At 62.6% G+C, this 14,814-nt stretch carries 17 protein-coding genes, 1 tRNA gene and 2 pseudogenes; 13 read left to right on the top strand and 7 right to left on the bottom strand.

Features of this window, described 5'->3' with window-relative positions:
• Positions 1-71 precede the first annotated feature (71 nt).
• Together LIW51_RS12490 and LIW51_RS38535 are read left to right on the top strand one after the other, a co-directional pair.
• On the top strand, positions 72-1,319 hold the full coding sequence (locus tag LIW51_RS12490) for an aryl-sulfate sulfotransferase (protein WP_227374449.1): 1,248 nt from the start codon (positions 72-74) through the stop codon (positions 1,317-1,319).
• A 45-nt stretch (positions 1,320-1,364) separates the two neighbouring features.
• A complete protein-coding gene (locus tag LIW51_RS38535) occupies positions 1,365-1,487 on the top strand; it encodes an HVO_2523 family zinc finger protein (protein ID WP_255766667.1) in 123 nt (40 codons plus the stop codon).
• Here LIW51_RS38535 and LIW51_RS12495 read toward each other — a convergent pair whose 3' ends face one another.
• Entirely contained in the window at positions 1,488-2,132 is a 645-nt protein-coding gene (locus LIW51_RS12495; RefSeq protein WP_227374450.1) for a TVP38/TMEM64 family protein, read from the bottom strand. It lies immediately after the preceding gene.
• A gap of 86 nt (positions 2,133-2,218) precedes the next feature.
• Between LIW51_RS12495 and LIW51_RS12500 the strand changes: the two genes are divergently transcribed.
• Complete coding sequence (locus LIW51_RS12500; RefSeq protein WP_227374451.1) at positions 2,219-2,581, top strand: DUF5830 family protein; 363 nt, start codon at positions 2,219-2,221, stop codon at positions 2,579-2,581.
• On the opposite strand, the pseudogene LIW51_RS39915 reads toward LIW51_RS12500, so the two are convergent.
• Positions 2,565-3,622 (bottom strand): annotated as a pseudogene (locus LIW51_RS39915) (DUF7115 domain-containing protein). The gene LIW51_RS12500 and the pseudogene LIW51_RS39915 sit on opposite strands and share 17 nt — an antisense overlap.
• Before the next feature lie 217 nt (positions 3,623-3,839).
• On the opposite strand from LIW51_RS39915, the gene LIW51_RS12515 reads away from it, so the two are divergent.
• The 10 genes from LIW51_RS12515 to LIW51_RS12560 all read left to right on the top strand — a co-directional run bounded on the left by LIW51_RS12515 (position 3,840) and on the right by LIW51_RS12560 (position 8,978).
• Positions 3,840-3,988: transfer RNA gene (locus LIW51_RS12515), tRNA-Met, on the top strand.
• Positions 3,989-4,544: 556 nt separating this feature from the next.
• On the top strand, positions 4,545-4,631 hold the full coding sequence (locus LIW51_RS40420) for a DUF8028 family protein (RefSeq protein WP_497007392.1): 87 nt from the start codon (positions 4,545-4,547) through the stop codon (positions 4,629-4,631).
• Between the two features lie 142 nt (positions 4,632-4,773).
• Complete coding sequence (locus tag LIW51_RS12525; protein WP_227374455.1) at positions 4,774-5,580, top strand: ZIP family metal transporter; 807 nt, start codon at positions 4,774-4,776, stop codon at positions 5,578-5,580.
• A gap of 215 nt (positions 5,581-5,795) precedes the next feature.
• Entirely contained in the window at positions 5,796-6,074 is a 279-nt protein-coding gene (locus tag LIW51_RS12530; RefSeq protein ID WP_227374456.1) for a DUF8028 family protein, read from the top strand.
• Between the two features lie 46 nt (positions 6,075-6,120).
• Entirely contained in the window at positions 6,121-7,086 is a 966-nt protein-coding gene (locus LIW51_RS12535) for an aldo/keto reductase (RefSeq protein ID WP_227374457.1), read from the top strand.
• A gap of 45 nt (positions 7,087-7,131) precedes the next feature.
• A complete protein-coding gene (locus LIW51_RS12540) occupies positions 7,132-7,515 on the top strand; it encodes a DUF7971 family protein (RefSeq protein WP_227374458.1) in 384 nt (127 codons plus the stop codon).
• On the top strand, positions 7,512-7,964 hold the full coding sequence (locus tag LIW51_RS12545) for a hypothetical protein (protein ID WP_227374459.1): 453 nt from the start codon (positions 7,512-7,514) through the stop codon (positions 7,962-7,964). Before LIW51_RS12540 ends, LIW51_RS12545 begins: the two co-directional genes overlap by 4 nt.
• An 88-nt stretch (positions 7,965-8,052) precedes the next feature.
• The gene (locus tag LIW51_RS12550; protein ID WP_227374460.1) at positions 8,053-8,322 is read left to right on the top strand and encodes a ubiquitin-like small modifier protein 1; all 270 of its coding nucleotides are present in this window, start codon (positions 8,053-8,055) and stop codon (positions 8,320-8,322) included.
• Positions 8,323-8,577, top strand: coding sequence for a MoaD-like domain-containing protein (locus tag LIW51_RS12555; protein WP_227374461.1), 255 nt, complete (start codon positions 8,323-8,325; stop codon positions 8,575-8,577).
• Between the two features lie 26 nt (positions 8,578-8,603).
• Positions 8,604-8,978, top strand: coding sequence for a DUF8048 family protein (locus LIW51_RS12560; protein ID WP_227374462.1), 375 nt, complete (start codon positions 8,604-8,606; stop codon positions 8,976-8,978).
• A 448-nt stretch (positions 8,979-9,426) separates the two neighbouring features.
• On the opposite strand, the gene LIW51_RS12565 is transcribed toward LIW51_RS12560, so the two are convergent.
• From LIW51_RS12565 to LIW51_RS39165, 5 genes and pseudogenes are all read right to left on the bottom strand, one after another.
• On the bottom strand, positions 9,427-10,659 hold the full coding sequence (locus LIW51_RS12565) for a trans-sulfuration enzyme family protein (RefSeq protein ID WP_368411737.1): 1,233 nt from the start codon (positions 10,657-10,659) through the stop codon (positions 9,427-9,429).
• Positions 10,660-10,964: 305 nt separating this feature from the next.
• Positions 10,965-12,896, bottom strand: a complete 1,932-nt coding sequence (locus LIW51_RS12570) for an aldehyde ferredoxin oxidoreductase family protein (protein WP_227374463.1) — start codon at positions 12,894-12,896, stop codon at positions 10,965-10,967.
• 102 nt (positions 12,897-12,998) lie between these two features.
• Entirely contained in the window at positions 12,999-13,550 is a 552-nt protein-coding gene (locus tag LIW51_RS39155; RefSeq protein WP_438267339.1) for an outer membrane protein assembly factor BamB family protein, read from the bottom strand.
• A 135-nt stretch (positions 13,551-13,685) separates the two neighbouring features.
• Positions 13,686-14,126, bottom strand: a complete 441-nt coding sequence (locus LIW51_RS39160; RefSeq protein WP_368411792.1) for an outer membrane protein assembly factor BamB family protein — start codon at positions 14,124-14,126, stop codon at positions 13,686-13,688.
• Positions 14,120-14,803: pseudogene (locus LIW51_RS39165) on the bottom strand (outer membrane protein assembly factor BamB family protein); the annotation flags it as partial. The pseudogene LIW51_RS39165 and the gene LIW51_RS39160, both read right to left, overlap by 7 nt.
• Between the last annotated feature and the right edge of the window lie 11 nt (positions 14,804-14,814).

Consider the following 14,814-nt stretch of genomic DNA (forward strand, 5'->3'; position numbering starts at 1 on the left):
ACGGCCAGAAGTGACAAGTATAGTCACATCTTCTGACTGAGAGATTAGCTAAATCGGAGGACAAGGGAGGGATGGAATCACGGAGTAATACGTCACGAGGGGTCGTACTCATTCTCGCGGGCTTACTACTCGTCGGACTGACCTTCGGCGCTGGTTGGGCGCTCGCACCGAACACGGACAAGATACCGACGCGCACGGACAACAACACCACGATGCTGGTCGGCGTGCAGGGGCCGGGGTGGGGTGGGAACGTGACCGCGCTCGACAGCGACGGAAGCCTACTGTGGACGGTCGGGAGCGCCATCAGCTATCAGGGCGTGTCGAAACTCGAAAACGGAACCGTGTTGGCGACCTTTGCCGACGGCCTGTACAGGCGATGCGGCAAGTTCGATTCGCCCTGTAAGCGAACGGGAGTCAGATTTATCGATGCGAAGGGGGAACCGAAAATAGTCGGGCAGTGGAGCTATCCGGTTCGAACCCGAGAGGACAGCGAGGTTCACGACGCGGAGATGCTCTCTTCCGGCGAGTTGCTGGTCGCAGACATGGAGTACGAGAGCATCTACACACTTAATCTGACCTCCGAGGAACAGACATGGGTCTGGAACGCGAGCGAGTTCTACGACGCGCCGCCCGACCCCACGAAGACCGACTGGCTCCACATCAACGACGTGGATAGAATCGGCGAGGGACGCTACCTCGTCAGCGTCAGAAACGCAAACCAGCTCGTCGTCGTCGAGCGCGGAAAGGGCGTCGTAGAGGTGATAAACGAGAACCGCGACCCTTCGCTTCTCAACAAGCAACACAATCCCCATTGGCTCGGCGACGGAGCGGTACTCGTCGCCGACTCCGAGAACCATCGGGTCGTCGAACTCCACCGAAACGAATCGACGGGCCGATGGGAGGAGGCGTGGACTGTGTACGAGGTGGACGGAATCGCACTCGATTGGCCACGGGACGCCGACCGCCTGCCCAACGGCAACACGCTCATCACCGACAGCCGAAATAACCGCGTGGTCGAGATAACGAGAAATGGAAGCCTGGTGAGTAGCTATCGAGTTCCGAATCTGCCGTACGAGGCCGACCGCGTTCCGTACGGCGAATCATTCGGAAAACCCTACGATTCCACTAGCGAGTACGACGTGCTCGGAGACCGGAAGGTGGATATCCCCGTCCTGTCCACGCTCCTCACCGGGGCTCGCCACGTTGTCTCGCTCCCGTTCTGGATCTCGGAACTCCACATCTTTGCCGTCATCCTCGCGGTCGTCCTCTGGATCGCAGGAGGACTCCTGCTGATAAGAGACCGGTGGATGTCGCCCTGATCGGGGGTGGAAACAGTCAAGCGACTCGCACACGGTAGCGTACGCATGACCGAGGAACCGAGAGGGCGACCCTGTCCGCTCTGCGAGGAGTCGATGTACCGCCGTCACTGCAAGTACATCTGTCCCCGCCACGGCGTCGTCTACGACTGCTCGGACAACTTCTGGTGACTACGCGCGTCGTAGCGCCTCTCGGGCCGGTTTCACGACAAGCAGCAGCGCCGCGACTCCTGCGGCGACGACGAGCCACCAGTTCTTGCTCAGTCGGCCGACCGAGAGCACATCGAGCGACCCGCCTGCCAGCACCGCCGCGGCCATCCACGGTATCTCGCCGATCGCGGTGCCGAGCACGAACGCGCGCCACGGGACGCCGGAGAGTCCCGCCGCCGCCGAGACGGGGTCCGATGGGGCCGGTGCGAGGCGCGAGGCGACCATCCCGCGCAGGTCGCCGGTCGCGTCGAAGAACCGCTCGCCGGAAGCGCCGAGACGACCGAACAGCCCAGTGACGATTCGAAAGTATCGAGCCGCGGCGAACGGAAGACAGGCGCTCGCGACCGTTCCGGCGAGCGCAACCGGAAATCCGACGACCGGACCGTAGACGTAGCCGACGGCGACCGCGACCGCCGAGGTCGGCCACGCGAACAGCGGGCGGACGAGATAGACGAAGCAAAAGAACCCGGCGGCGAGGAGCGGGTTCGCGGTCACGCGCTCGACCTGCCGGAAGACGAATCCCGGAGAGAGCACGAGACTGGCGACGACGACCAGCGCGACCACCGCGAGGCCGACGACTTGCCGTCGAATCTGCGCACGCGCCATTCCTCCGAGGGTAGCCGGCGGGAGGGTTAAGTTCTTTCCACCCAAGCGCGCAACGTTTAATCCGCTCCGGGTGGGAGTCGAACCCGATGGACGCGGACGACGACCTCGTGGCTCTCGGGGTCGAACTGCTGAGTAAGCTCGAACGGTCAGAGCTGTCGGTCGCGGAGGCGGTAGACCGTATCGAGACCATCACGACCGACCCGACGACGACACGAACTATCTTGGACGAGGCCGAAAAGCGGGGCGTCATCGAGCGTGAAAACGGTATCGTCCGACCGACCGGAGGCGGATTCGTCCGATTCGAGAGCGAAGTAGTGACGAAAGAGGGCGACTTCACCTGCCGACGCTGCGGGACGGGAATATCGACGGGTTACTTCATGAAACTCGACGCGGGCGAACACGGTCCGTTCGGCTCGTCCTGTATCCGGAAGGTCACCGGGCGCGAGTGAGTTCCTCGACGAGTCGTTCGATGGTGCGCTGTTGTCGTTCGAGCCGTTCGTTCTGTCGCTCGACGGCTTCGGTGAGCGCCGCGAGTTGCACCTCCGTGGAGTCGTCCAAAGTCTCGCTGGCGAATTCGAATCCGGAGTCGGCGAATCCGGTCGTCTCCTCGACGTCTGAAGCGTCGTCCGAAACCTCGGAATCCGGCGCGCCGTCCGCGCCGCCGGTCTCCGGTTTCGACTTGGCGACGCGTTCGACGAGGACGAACACTTCGCCGGGCAATTCCTCAATTATCAGTCCTTCCTCGTCCAATTCGGGCGGGTTCGCATCGAGCGGGTCGACGCCGCTTCCGAACACCTCGTCGTCCTCGGCGAACGAGACGTTTCGGTCGGGGTCGGATTCCGGCTCTTCGTCGGGGGCGACGGCTTGCTCGAACTCCGCGTACGAGCCGACGTCGTGATAGGAGAGAAGCGCCTGCTCGATGCGTACGCGGACTTCGCGCGTCCGGTCGCTCGGCGTTTTGATTCGTTGCGGACGCCCGTCGATTTCGATGATGATCTGCGAAGAGACGTTGCCTTCCTCCACGTCGAGGCGCGTAACGTTCGCGTAGTGGAACTGCTCGAAGTCCTCGTCCTAGATCGCTTCGCCGACGTGTTTCACGACGCGCGCACTGGTGAGCACGAGCGTGAGTTCGCTGAACGGGTACGTCTGAAGAACCTGCTCGTTCGCATCGGTGATCCCGCCGAGTTCAACACGCCGGCGATGACCGGATGGAGGGCGTCGTGGAGGCGTTTGGTCGGTACTTTGAACTGGTCGGTGCCGTCGATGCCGTAGTCGAGTGCGACAGTGGATTTCCGCCGCCCTTCGGATATGTCGATATGTTCCGCGTCGTGCGGATACTCTTTGACGGACTCGTCGCTCAGCAGACCGTCGGCTCGATAAATCAGCGTCCGCGTCGGCGTCACGTAGAGGACGTCCTCACCGCCGAGTGACACTTCTGTGGCAACGTTTTCGTTTCCGAGACTGGACTGTACGATTTCCGGAACGCTCATGCAGGGAACGATCATCCACTTATCTTAAAACCGCCAGATGGACACGACACAATCATGATCAGTAAGATATCTGATAAGAGTCGGTGGACGCCTCGACGACCGGCGGACGGTACGCCGATAGCCGCACGATGCCGAACGGTACCGACGCACGCCACCGGCACCCTCCATCGGTGGAGATGGGAACTTTAAAGAGTGGCAGTTGCCTACCGGTAATCGAGCCCGGGTGGCTTAGCTGGACATAGCGCCGCACTCATAGGGTTCTGAGATTTGGCGCTCAGGCCTTGGAAACCTCCCATGCCCGTGAGGCCCGCCACGCCTCGAACCTGGGTCATGCGGAGATCGAGGGTTCGGAGCCCTCCCCGGGCATTCTAACGAAAACGAAGATTCTCGGTAGTGACGATGTCGAGATGGATTTCGGCTCACGTCGCTCGCCGAGGCGACGAAGAGTCCTCTCCCGCGGGGTTGGTCACCAGGCAAGAATTTCCATCCGGCTGCCTCGAGATACAATACACCATTCGATTGAAATTATCCGTTCGGAAATTCCGATCTGATACGCAATACGATACGTCGTCAGAATCAGATCGTCGAAATCAACTCAAAATGCGTTTTTAAAACGTCTAAAGAATTCTCAGACGTTTGTGAAACGTCGGCAAAGAAGCACTATCCGAAAAATAGCGCGAATTTCCCGTACGCTCACTCCGTTATATGACCCCACCAGTCGTAGGGATAGATACATTCGAGAAAACTAATGTCAAATCATTCGATCATACAGAACGACCGCGCATCGAATTGCGAACTCCCAGTCCCTCGTAGCGCCGCCCAGACCGTAGCACGAAAGCTCTTTGCACCGGTTCAGTGTCTGAGTTTCTAGACCGCTGTCGCGCTTCCATTCGGCTATCTCCTGCTTCTCTATCGCGGGAACCTGTCGCCAACCGCCGAGCTGTTCGCCGTGCTTCTCGCGCTCAATCTCGTCGCCGTGGTCATCGGTCACGGCTACAACCGCGACTGAGCGGTTCCCCTTTCTTGAATCTCTTCGAAGAATGCTTTCAAATTTTGAAAATAATCCGTCCAGTTAAGACACTCGTTTTTAGGCTGACCAAAAACATAATTTCTTTGATAAGTATTATCCGGATGGAGTCCCAACAGTGGCTATGGACGTACTGGGTAAACTCGTCCTAGTGTTCTTCGCGGGCCTCATAACAGCACTAGCGACCGGCATCGGCGCGCTTCCGTTTTTCCTCGTGGAAGATGTGAGCGACCGCTGGAACGTCGCGCTCTGGGGACTCGCCTCGGGGATAATGGTCTCCGCGTCCGTCTTCGGGCTGATATTCGAAGGTCTGTCGAGCGCGAACGGCGGCAGTCTCACCGGGGTCGTCGTCGGTCTCGCGGTCGGCGTCGCCCTCGTCGTCGTGAGCCACCGCATCATCTCCGGCGCGGAGGTGAATCCGAAGCAGTACGAGGAGGCGAACTTCAAGAAACTCGTGCTTATCCTCGGCATCCTCACAGTACACAGTTTCCCCGAAGGCGTCGCTATCGGCGTCTCATTCGCCGATCTTGGATTCGAAGGCGCTCCCGAAATCGCGGGTTTCGCGGTACCGCTACTGGCGATCTTCATGACCGTCGCCATCTCCATCCACAACGTCCCGGAAGGCGTTGCCATCTCCATCCCACTCCACGCGATGGGTGTGAGCAAGTGGCGAATGGTCTGGTGGTCCGTCTTCTCCAGCCTCCCACAACCCGTCGGGGCCGTCATCGCGTACTACTTCGTCCGCACTGCGCGGGAGTTCCTGCCGATGGGGTTTGGCTTCGCCGCGGGGGCGATGATATACCTCGTCGCATCCGAGTTCATCCCGGAAGCACTCGAAGTAGGTGAAGGGTTACCGGGTGGCGGGCACCGCGAACTCCTTTCGGGACTCACCGCAGGCGTCCTCTTGATGGTCCCGCTCGCATTCATCTAAGTAGTATTCTATTCTCTTCACCATACAATTTATCCGTCGTCTATCGAATCCGTCTCAGCGATATCGACGCAAAAACGATTTTGAATCGTATCGGACGTTCTCCACACGCGAGAGCGAGAGAGACGCCCTCGGTAAACGGTGTGAACTCGCCCCAACGCTCGTTCCGTTATAAGGACGCTCCCGTCCATCGTTCATCCGGGTTCGGTGTGTCAACCATGACGGGAACAACTCGGTTCGAGAACGGCGGCGATTCCATCGTCAATCGAGTCGCCGACGGTCGCCGGAAGCTTACAACACTGCGCGCGAGGTACGACGAGCATTCGCTGACGACGCCGATCCAGTTCGTCGGCTTCTGGGCTGCGGTCGCACTGCCGTTCCTTTACGTCCCGCTCTTTCTGAATGGTCTCGCTGGCGCTGAACTGACGGTCTTTTCCGCCCTGCTGGCATGCAACGTCTTGGCGTTGTTCGCAGGCCACTCCTACGGCCAAGAGTGACCCGCCTTCGGTCGATTTAACCGTTCTCTCTCGAAACCGTCGAGACATGGGACTCGAAACCGTGTCGCTGGGAAGCACCGGCACCAAGGTGAGCGAAATCGCGTTCGGAACGTGGCGATTCGGTCGCGAGAACGACGACGGCGAGGTCGAAATCGACGAAGAACGCGCCCACGAACTGCTCGACGCCTACGCCGACGCCGGCGGGAACTTCGTCGACACCGCCGACATGTACGGCGACGGTGAGAGCGAGCGATACATCGGCAACTGGCTCGCAGACCGCGACCGCGAGGATTTCGTTATCGCCTCGAAGATATACTGGCCGACCCGGAAAGACGACCCGAACGGCCGCGGCCTCTCGCGCAAGCACCTGCGCCGGCAGACCGACCGCATCCTCGACCGCCTCGGGACGGAGTACATCGACCTGCTCTACATCCACCGCTGGGACGCCGATACGCCCGCCGAGGAGTTCATGCGGACGCTCGACGAGTTCGTCCGCGACGGCAAGGTGAACTATCTCGGCACCTCGACGCTCGAACCGAACGCGTGGAAGGTTGCGAAGGCGAACGAGATGGAGTACGAACCGTTCCGGCTCGCACAACCGCGCTACAACCTCGTCAACCGCGAGATAGAACCGAACTACCTGCCGATGTGCGAGGACTACGACATCGGCATCATCCCGTGGTCGCCGCTGGCCGGCGGCTTCCTGACGGGGAAGTACTCGCGGGACGAGGAGCCGCCGGAAGGAAGCCGCGGCGCGACCGACCAGCAGTTCCGCGACTCCTATCTCACCGAGAAGAACTTCGACGCGCTGGAGGTCGTCGAAGCGGTCGCCGAGGAGGTCGGGACGACCCCCGCCACGGTCAGCCTCGCGTGGTTGCTCGAACACGACGCCGTCACCGCACCAATCGTCGGCGCGCGGACGGTTGAACAGTTGGAGGAGAACCTCTCCGCGACCGACGCGTCGCTCACGGACGAGCAGTTCGAGCGGCTGGCGAACGCGAAATCGGCCTGAGCGGCGAGCCAAGCGTTTTTGACGGATTACGAACAACCTCACGCCATGGACGAGATTTCGCTATCGGTTCCGGACGCCATCGTCGACTCGCTCCCCGAAGACGGCGACGCTGCGGCCCGCGACATGCAGGAGGCCGTCGCGGGGTGGGAAGCCCGTCTCAACCGACTCGCCGAGGAGACCGACTCCGACGAGGACGTCGCGAGCGTGGCCGTGGACGTGGTCGAACGTTTCGAGACGCGGTGGGAGCAGTACGACGACTTCGTCGCCGAACTCCGCGCGTGGGGCCAGTCACCCATCTACGCGATGGCGTGGCGAGATCTGCAAGCCGCCCTCATCCGACAACTGTACGACCACGACGACCTCTCGACGCACATCGACCGAGAGCGGAACGCCCGCATCGTTAGCGACGGCATCCGCCCCGGACGATGACGGACGACGATTCGCCGCTGGCTCGCGTCCGCAGAGCGAAGAGCCGACGGTCCATCCCGCGCCGCGTTGACGGGGGTGCGGTTGCGGTCGGGATGCTCGTCGCTCTCGGCGCGCACCTCGTCCCGGCCGCGTTCCTGCTCCTAGGAACGTCGAACGTCCTCCTCCGGGTCACGACCCTCGCCAGCACGGTCGCCATCCCGGTCGGGAGCTACGTCGCCGGAAACTACGCGGGCGGTGACCAGATACGTCGCGGGGTGCACGGTGCGCTCACGACGATTGCGTCGCTCGGCGTTCTGTGCGGTGCCGCCGTCCGGCTCTCGGGTTCCGACGGGGCGCTCGCCGCGTTCGGGCGGGTACTCGGCGTCGGAACGGAAACGCCCGTGCTCGCGGGAGGGGTCGCCCTGCTCTTCCTCGCCGGAGTCGCCGCCGGAGCGGTCGGTTCCGACTGAAGCCGCGAACGCGTCGAACCGGCGAACCGAGAGGCTTCGGCTCGATTCGAACTGAGCGTTTATTACTCGGGGCGTTCCAACATCGGGCATGGAACTCATCCTCCGGTTTTTCGCCAACTTCCGCGAGGCGGTCGGCCAGAAGACGCTCGAACGGGAGTATCCGGACGACGCGACGGTCGGGGAGGTGCTCGAATCGCTGACCGAGGAGTACGGGCTCGACCTGTTCGAGGACGGCGAGATGCGACCCCAACTCTCCATCATGCGAAACGGGAAAGACGTCGTCCACATTGACGGTCGGGAAACATCGCTTTCGGACGGCGATAGACTGAGCATTTTCCCGCCCGTCGCAGGAGGATAGATGCGACGCGAGAAATCCTTCCGGGGTATCAACGAGAATCTCGCTCGCACGTACCTCGAAAATCTCGGCGGCGAAACGCGAGAGGACGGCGACGTTACAGGCGACGGCTGGCGGGCGTCGCTCTCGTCGGAGACGGTGAGCATCGGCCCGACCGTCGAGTTGACGGAGGTGACGGTCGTGTTCGAAGGCGACGAGGAAACGCTGGACTCGCTGGTCGAACGCTTCTCGCAGAAGGCGATGCGTGCGGGTGGATAGCTGGCGATTAGAACCGAGAAAGAGAAATGACGACCGACGAACCGACCCATCCAATCGACGGCCAAATCGTGCTCTTGGCGGGCACGAAAGCCAGCGTCCCGCTGGAACGGCTCTCCGAACTCGTCGAAGCGACACAGGCCGACCTAGGGCCGCGACTGGACGAGTACCGGCGGGAGTACGAGTGCATCCACGAGACGCCGGAGCGGAGTGTCTTCCTCGTGGACGAGGAGCACTGGCGGGCGGTCGGCGAGCGACTCGGGTTCGGACGGCGCGAGTGGGACGGGGTTCGTCGGGCGCACGAGGAACAGTTACGCCGAATCGGGCGGCGCGAAAATCGGGCGGAAGAGTTCGAGACCGCGCTGGAGGTTCGGACTGCCGTGCTGATCGCTCGGCGTGGGTGACGTTTTCGGGGAGAACGAGTTACTTCCGGGGTAACGCTTCGGAAAGCCCTCTGGCACATTCACTGCGGCCGTGAGTTACCGCAGTAGCGTTGTCCTCGAAAGCCCCCGATTGCTCGACGTGTGCGTCTCCGCGCGCCGCAGTGTGCATGACCGACCAGCCGCCGAGCGTACACATCGGTCAATCACGGAAGCGCGCCAGCCCATTCGAGTACTTCCTGGTGGATTGAAATGGCGAAGTCGCTACGCGAAGCACGACCCTGCAAGCACCACAAGGAGCAAGTGAAATGAGCGACTGAGGCGCACAGCGCGGGGCGCGCGAGCGTAGCGGCTGAGGGCTTTCGAGGATACCATCATAGCGTCGGTAGCGCCACCTCAGTGGAATCGGCCGAGAACGTTCAAGAAGAATGTGACACGGGAACTCGGTTCGCTGAAAGAATCCGCGAATCCTCTATTCCAATACTTCGAACGCCGATTCCAAATCGGCGATGAGGTCTTTCGGATGCTCCACGCCGACCGAAACACGAAGCAGCGAATCGGTGATTCCGAGTTCTTCGCGCTCTTCGGGCGTCAGGGGCGAGTGGGTCATGCTCGCGGGGTGCTCGACGAGCGATTCGACTCCGCCGAGGCTGACCGCCAGCGCGAACTCGTCCAGTTCGGCGACGAACCGCTCCACGTCTTCGAGGTCGCCGTCGAGTTCGAACGAGAGGACGCCACCGCCGCCGTCCATCTGTCGCTCGGCGAGGTCGTATTGCGGGTGCGACCGGAGGCCGGGGTAGTACACCGTCGAGACCCCGTCGTGTTCGTCCAGATACGCCGCGATCTCGGCGGCGTTCGTCTCGTGCTGGCGCATCCGCAGGGGGAGCGTCTTCAGCCCGCGAAGGGTGAGGAAGGCGTCGAACGGCGCGAGTATATTGCCCATACCGACCCGCTGGAGGAAGCCGATCTCGTCGGCCAGTTCGTCGTCGCTGGTGACGGCGACGCCGCCGATGGAGTCGCTATGGCCGTTCAGGTACTTCGTCGTGCTGTGGACGACCACGTCCGCGCCGAGTTTGAGCGGGCGCTGGAAGTACGGTGACAGGAAAGTGTTGTCCACGCCGAGGGTCGCGCCGACCGACTCGGCGACCGAGGCGATGGCTTCGATGTCACAGAGCCGGAGGAGGGGGTTCGTCGGCGTCTCCATCCAGATGAGGGCGGTGTCATCGCGCACCGCGTCCGAGACGGCGTCGGTGTCGCGGGCGTCCACGAAATCGACCGCCACGTCGAGGCGGTCGCGGAACAGTTCCTTGAGCATCGTCTTCGTCCCGCCGTAGAGGTCGTCGAACGCGACGATATGGTCGCCGGGCGAGACGGACGCCGTGACGGTGGCGACGATGGCCGAGGTGCCGGAGGCAAACGCCATCCCGTGGTCGCCGCCTTCGAGGGCCGCCAGTCGCTTCTCCAAGGCGTGACGGGTCGGGTTCGAGAGGCGCGAGTAGAGATACTGGTTCTCGTCCGGATTTAAATCTTCGAGGGCGACGTCGGGGTCGATGCCGCCGACCTCGTACGTCGACGCGAGGTGGATCGGCATCGTCACGTCGCCCGCTCGTTCGTCGTGCGACGGTTGTTCCGCGTGGGTTACCGCCATCGTTTCGAACTTCGGGGAGTCCTTCTGAGCGCCGTAGCCGTTGGAACGGTCGGTCATGCCACCGTCCCGTTCGGTAGCCGTACTTAGAAACTTTCGATGTGGCAGATGTTGCCATGCGCTCGGAGAATGACGCTCGCCAGTAAATTAGTGCAGAACATCCGGATGGGATTTTACTGACGTTTTCTTACTAAGCTCAGAGGGAAACGAGGCGTATCAAGGGCGATTTCGCTCGCGCGCGGCGAACGCACCCCGCGGACACCGACGTTAATCCTCGCCGACTCCTGAGCGAACCGATGCATGCCGAGGCTATCGCTCCAAGGAACTGACCGCCAAAAATTCGAACCTGAAATCGGCTTCTCGACTCAGTCGTCGCCGGAGGCCGCCGCGCCGCCGCGACTGACGCCCGTTCCCGGCCCGAGGTCGATGCCGAGGTCGTCCAACTTCTCGTCCGGCACGACGCCGTCTTCCCAGTCGCGCACGTCGTAGTACTCCGCTTTCAGCTCGTCGAGTTCGGCGAGCGAGCCTTCCGAACCGCCTTCGCCGGGGATGGCGTCGGGGTGTCCCTCGACGAACCGAGCGGGCAAGTCGTCGTCGTCGCCGTCGAAACCGGCGAGGTTGTTGTAGTAACGTTCCAGGTTGTAGATGCGCTCGCCCGTCTCCATCAATTCGTCCTCGGTCACGTCGAGGCCCGTGATGCCGTTGTACTGCAGGACGTACTCCTCGACGCCCTCCGCGAAGGCGTTGAACTTGCAGATGTCGAACGAGTCGCTGATGGCGTGCATGTCCTGGAAGGTGGCGCAGAGTTCGCCCTTCCCTTCCCACTCGGTCGGCTCGACCTTCTCCGGAATGCCGAGAATCTCGGCGGCGGGCGTGTAGCCACGCAGATGGCACGCGCCGCGGTTGCTGGTCGCGTAGCCGATGGCCATCCCCTTCATGCTTCGCGGGTCGTAGGCGGCCATCGTCTGGCCTTTCACGTCGAGCGCCATCTCGGGGTCGCCGAGTTCGGTGGCGGCGCGAGCTGCCCCCTCGGCCAGCAGATCCGCGAGTTCGTCCTCGCGGTGGGCCACGCGGTCGATCATCTCGACCATCGTGTCCACGTCGCCCCACGCCAACCCTTCGTCCAGCCGACCTTCCTCGGTGGCCTCCATCGCCATCGCCATCGTGTTCCCCATCTCGATGGTGTCCACCGCCATATCGTTGCAGCGATCCATCATCAGGGCAGTCTTGTCGCGGTCGTCGTTCATCGAGTTCGGGCCGAGTGCCCACGCCGACTCGTACTCGTAGGACTCCATCCGGACGTTCATATCCTCGCCCTTGTGGTTGACCTGCACCTCGACTTCCTTCTTGCAGGCGACCGGACAGGAGTGGCAGGTCGGCTCGTCGACGAGGATGTTCTCGCGGACGTTCTCGCCGGAGACGTTCTCGGCGTCGATGCTCCGTTCGTCGGAGTCGGAGTCCGCCTCGCTGCTCGTGCTGGTGAATTTCGCGTTCCGGGTCGGCAGGCCGTCCATCTCCTCCGTGACGTTCATCAGAACGTTCGTCCCGAACATCGAGAGACCGCCCTCGTTCGGTGCGGTCACGTCGGACTCCTGGATGGCCTGCATCGCCTGTTGGTGACCCTTCTGGAACGTCTCCGGGTCGGCGGGTTTCGGCATCTTCGTCGTGGATTTGACGACCACGGCCTTGAGACCCTTCGACCCCATCACCGCGCCAGTGCCGCCGCGACCGCTGGCCCGGTCGTCCTCGTTGATGATGCAGGCGAACCGAACCGTATTCTCGCCCGCCGGCCCGATAGCCATCATCGAGAGGTTCTTGCCGTACGCGCCTTCGACCTCCTCTTCCAAGGTATCGCGCGTCTCGTGAACGCCCTTGCCCCAGAGGTGCGAGGCGTCGCGGAGTTCGACTTCCTCGTCCTCGACGACGGCGTACACCGGGTTGTCGGACGCGCCTTCGAACAGCAGGCCGTCGAATCCGGCCCACTTCAAGCGCGCACCGCTCCAACCGCCGTGGTGACTGTCGGTTACGGTGTTCGTCAACGGCGACTTGGTGCAGACCGCGATTCGACCGCTCATCACGGTCTGCGTACCAGTCAGCGGCCCGTTCATGAACGCCAACAGGTTGTTCGGGCCGAGCGGGTCGACGTCCGGTCCTTGGTCGAACACGTACTTTACCCCCAGCCCGCGCGCGCCGATGTACTTTCTCGCGTCGTCGTCGTCGACGCCCTCGTAGTTCACCGCTCCGTCGGAGAGGTCGACGCGGGCCACGTGGTCGTGAAAACCGCCTAAGTCGGTCATAGTAAGTTCCAACGTTTATATTGGATCGCTATCGTGTTAGTCGTTGCCAACCACTCGTAACCGATTTCGGTTACGAGGAAAAGAGGAGGCGCTATTACCGCGTCACCGGGTCGCTCCGAACGAGTACAGGTAAGCGCCGTTAGCGACGTAAACGGTGTTGCTCTCGACCGCGGAGCATCGACAACTCGACCGAACGTCTCGTACCGGGTCCGCACGTCGCCGGTCTCCTCGTCGAGGACGTACACCCGCCGGTCGTCGCTGCCGACGTAGACGCGACCGTCTTCCACGGCGGGGAGGAGTCAGCGCGTGCGAATCGTCCAGGAAATACGGCGTGCCGCGGTGTGTGTCGAACAGCCATTGCTCGGAGCCGTCTGCCGGGTTCAGCGCGACCACGTCCGCGTTGTAGTCGAAGTTTTCGCCGACGAAGACGAGACCGTCGGCCGTTCCGACGGTTCGCGTATCGCCGTCGTACGTCCATCGCTGCGACCCGTCGTCAGCATCGAAGGCGAGTAGTCCGTCCTCGGTTGCAACGAGAACCGTGCCGTCGGCGAGCGCGACCGGCGCTGTGACGTTCGGCGTCGACGCGTCGTCGGGGGTCGCGTCGGTCGTGCTCGACCACCGCTCCTCGCCGGTCGTCGCGTCGAGGGCGTACACGTGCGGTGTCCCGTAACGGAGGTTCTCGTCGATGAAGTAGACAACTCCGTCGCGGATAAGGGGTTTTCCGACGCCGTGGTCGGTGCGGTAACGCCACAGTTCCTCGCCGCTGTTGGTGTCGATGGCCTGGAAGTACTAGCTCTCGGAAGCGTACCTGCCGACGGCACAGTAGACGGTGTTGTCGTGGACGACCGGGTCGTAGACGGGGTCGTAGCTTCGGTCTCCGTCCCCGCCGAGGGGAGTGCGCCACAGTTCTTTTCCGGACGCGCGGTTGATGGCGCGGAGGTCGTCGTCGCCGTCGATGACGTAGACGTTGGCGTCGTCGATGGCGGGGACGTTTCGAGACCACTGGCGGACGCGAACGAGCGCCGCCAGTTCGTCGCTTTCGTCGGGCCGGAAAGCGAGTAGAGGTAGCTGGCGTTGTCGGTGACGTACGCCCGGTCGCCCGTCACCGCGCAATGGCTCGGTGCTCGCGGTCTTCCGCACAGTAGTACGTTCCAGAGTTCGGTTCCGCCGTCCGCGATGACTGGAGACGTGAGCGAGGGGCCGGGATATCCGTCGATGGTACCCTGCCACTGAACGCTCCCGTCGTCGGGAGCGAGTGCCGAAAGATGGCCGACGGAGTCGTAGTCCCAATCGTAGCGACCCGTGACGTAGACGGTCTCGCCGACGATGGTCGGAGACGCCGCCCGAACGTACGGCGCGTCACACTTGCTTTCCGGCGCATCATACGGCGTCTGGAACGTCCATGCTTCGCTTCCGTCGCCCGCGTCGAGTGCGTGCACTCGCGTTCCGCTGGCGACGAAGACCAACCCATCCACGATCGTCGGTGCGGCGTCGAACGGTCGCGAGTCGAAGAGCGCGTCGGAGACCCACTTCGTCTCGCGAGTGTCGACGTCGTAGGCGAGGACCGACTGGCTCGGCTCGTCGGTGATAAGGTAGGCGACGCCGTCGACGACGACCGGTGCCGAGAGTTCGGGGATGTGTCCTTGGAGGAGTAGTTCGCTCCACTCTATCCACGGCGTCTCGTTCACGCCACCGGTGTCTTCGGCGTGTCCGGTGTTCGCGGCGTCGTGCTGAAACGTCGACCAGTTCGTCGGCGGCGTCTCGGCGGGAGCCGAGCCGTCGAGCGTCGCGTCGCTCGTCGTCTTCGGTACGTCGGCGGACTCGAACGAGTTCGCACCGGCGATGCTCGCGGTACCGACCGCGACGCCGACCGTCTTCAGAAACGTTCGTCGGGTATTCTCGGGCATACTACGGCCAG

The organism is Haladaptatus halobius, from assembly GCF_020618475.1.
Taxonomy (GTDB): Archaea; Halobacteriota; Halobacteria; order Halobacteriales; family Haladaptataceae; genus Haladaptatus; species Haladaptatus halobius.

What these genes read in the sequence shown, in the direction of transcription:
- LIW51_RS12490 (WP_227374449.1), top strand. Translation starts at nt 72, where the DNA reads ATGGAATCACGGAGTAATACGTCACGAGGGGTCGTACTCATTCTCGCG.
- LIW51_RS38535 (WP_255766667.1), top strand. Translation starts at nt 1,365, where the DNA reads ATGACCGAGGAACCGAGAGGGCGACCCTGTCCGCTCTGCGAGGAGTCG.
- LIW51_RS12495 (WP_227374450.1), bottom strand. Translation starts at nt 2,132, where the DNA reads ATGGCGCGTGCGCAGATTCGACGGCAAGTCGTCGGCCTCGCGGTGGTC.
- LIW51_RS12500 (WP_227374451.1), top strand. Translation starts at nt 2,219, where the DNA reads ATGGACGCGGACGACGACCTCGTGGCTCTCGGGGTCGAACTGCTGAGT.
- LIW51_RS12525 (WP_227374455.1), top strand. Translation starts at nt 4,774, where the DNA reads ATGGACGTACTGGGTAAACTCGTCCTAGTGTTCTTCGCGGGCCTCATA.
- LIW51_RS12530 (WP_227374456.1), top strand. Translation starts at nt 5,796, where the DNA reads ATGACGGGAACAACTCGGTTCGAGAACGGCGGCGATTCCATCGTCAAT.
- LIW51_RS12535 (WP_227374457.1), top strand. Translation starts at nt 6,121, where the DNA reads ATGGGACTCGAAACCGTGTCGCTGGGAAGCACCGGCACCAAGGTGAGC.
- LIW51_RS12540 (WP_227374458.1), top strand. Translation starts at nt 7,132, where the DNA reads ATGGACGAGATTTCGCTATCGGTTCCGGACGCCATCGTCGACTCGCTC.
- LIW51_RS12545 (WP_227374459.1), top strand. Translation starts at nt 7,512, where the DNA reads ATGACGGACGACGATTCGCCGCTGGCTCGCGTCCGCAGAGCGAAGAGC.
- LIW51_RS12550 (WP_227374460.1), top strand. Translation starts at nt 8,053, where the DNA reads ATGGAACTCATCCTCCGGTTTTTCGCCAACTTCCGCGAGGCGGTCGGC.
- LIW51_RS12555 (WP_227374461.1), top strand. Translation starts at nt 8,323, where the DNA reads ATGCGACGCGAGAAATCCTTCCGGGGTATCAACGAGAATCTCGCTCGC.
- LIW51_RS12560 (WP_227374462.1), top strand. Translation starts at nt 8,604, where the DNA reads ATGACGACCGACGAACCGACCCATCCAATCGACGGCCAAATCGTGCTC.
- LIW51_RS12565 (WP_368411737.1), bottom strand. Translation starts at nt 10,659, where the DNA reads ATGACCGACCGTTCCAACGGCTACGGCGCTCAGAAGGACTCCCCGAAG.
- LIW51_RS12570 (WP_227374463.1), bottom strand. Translation starts at nt 12,896, where the DNA reads ATGACCGACTTAGGCGGTTTTCACGACCACGTGGCCCGCGTCGACCTC.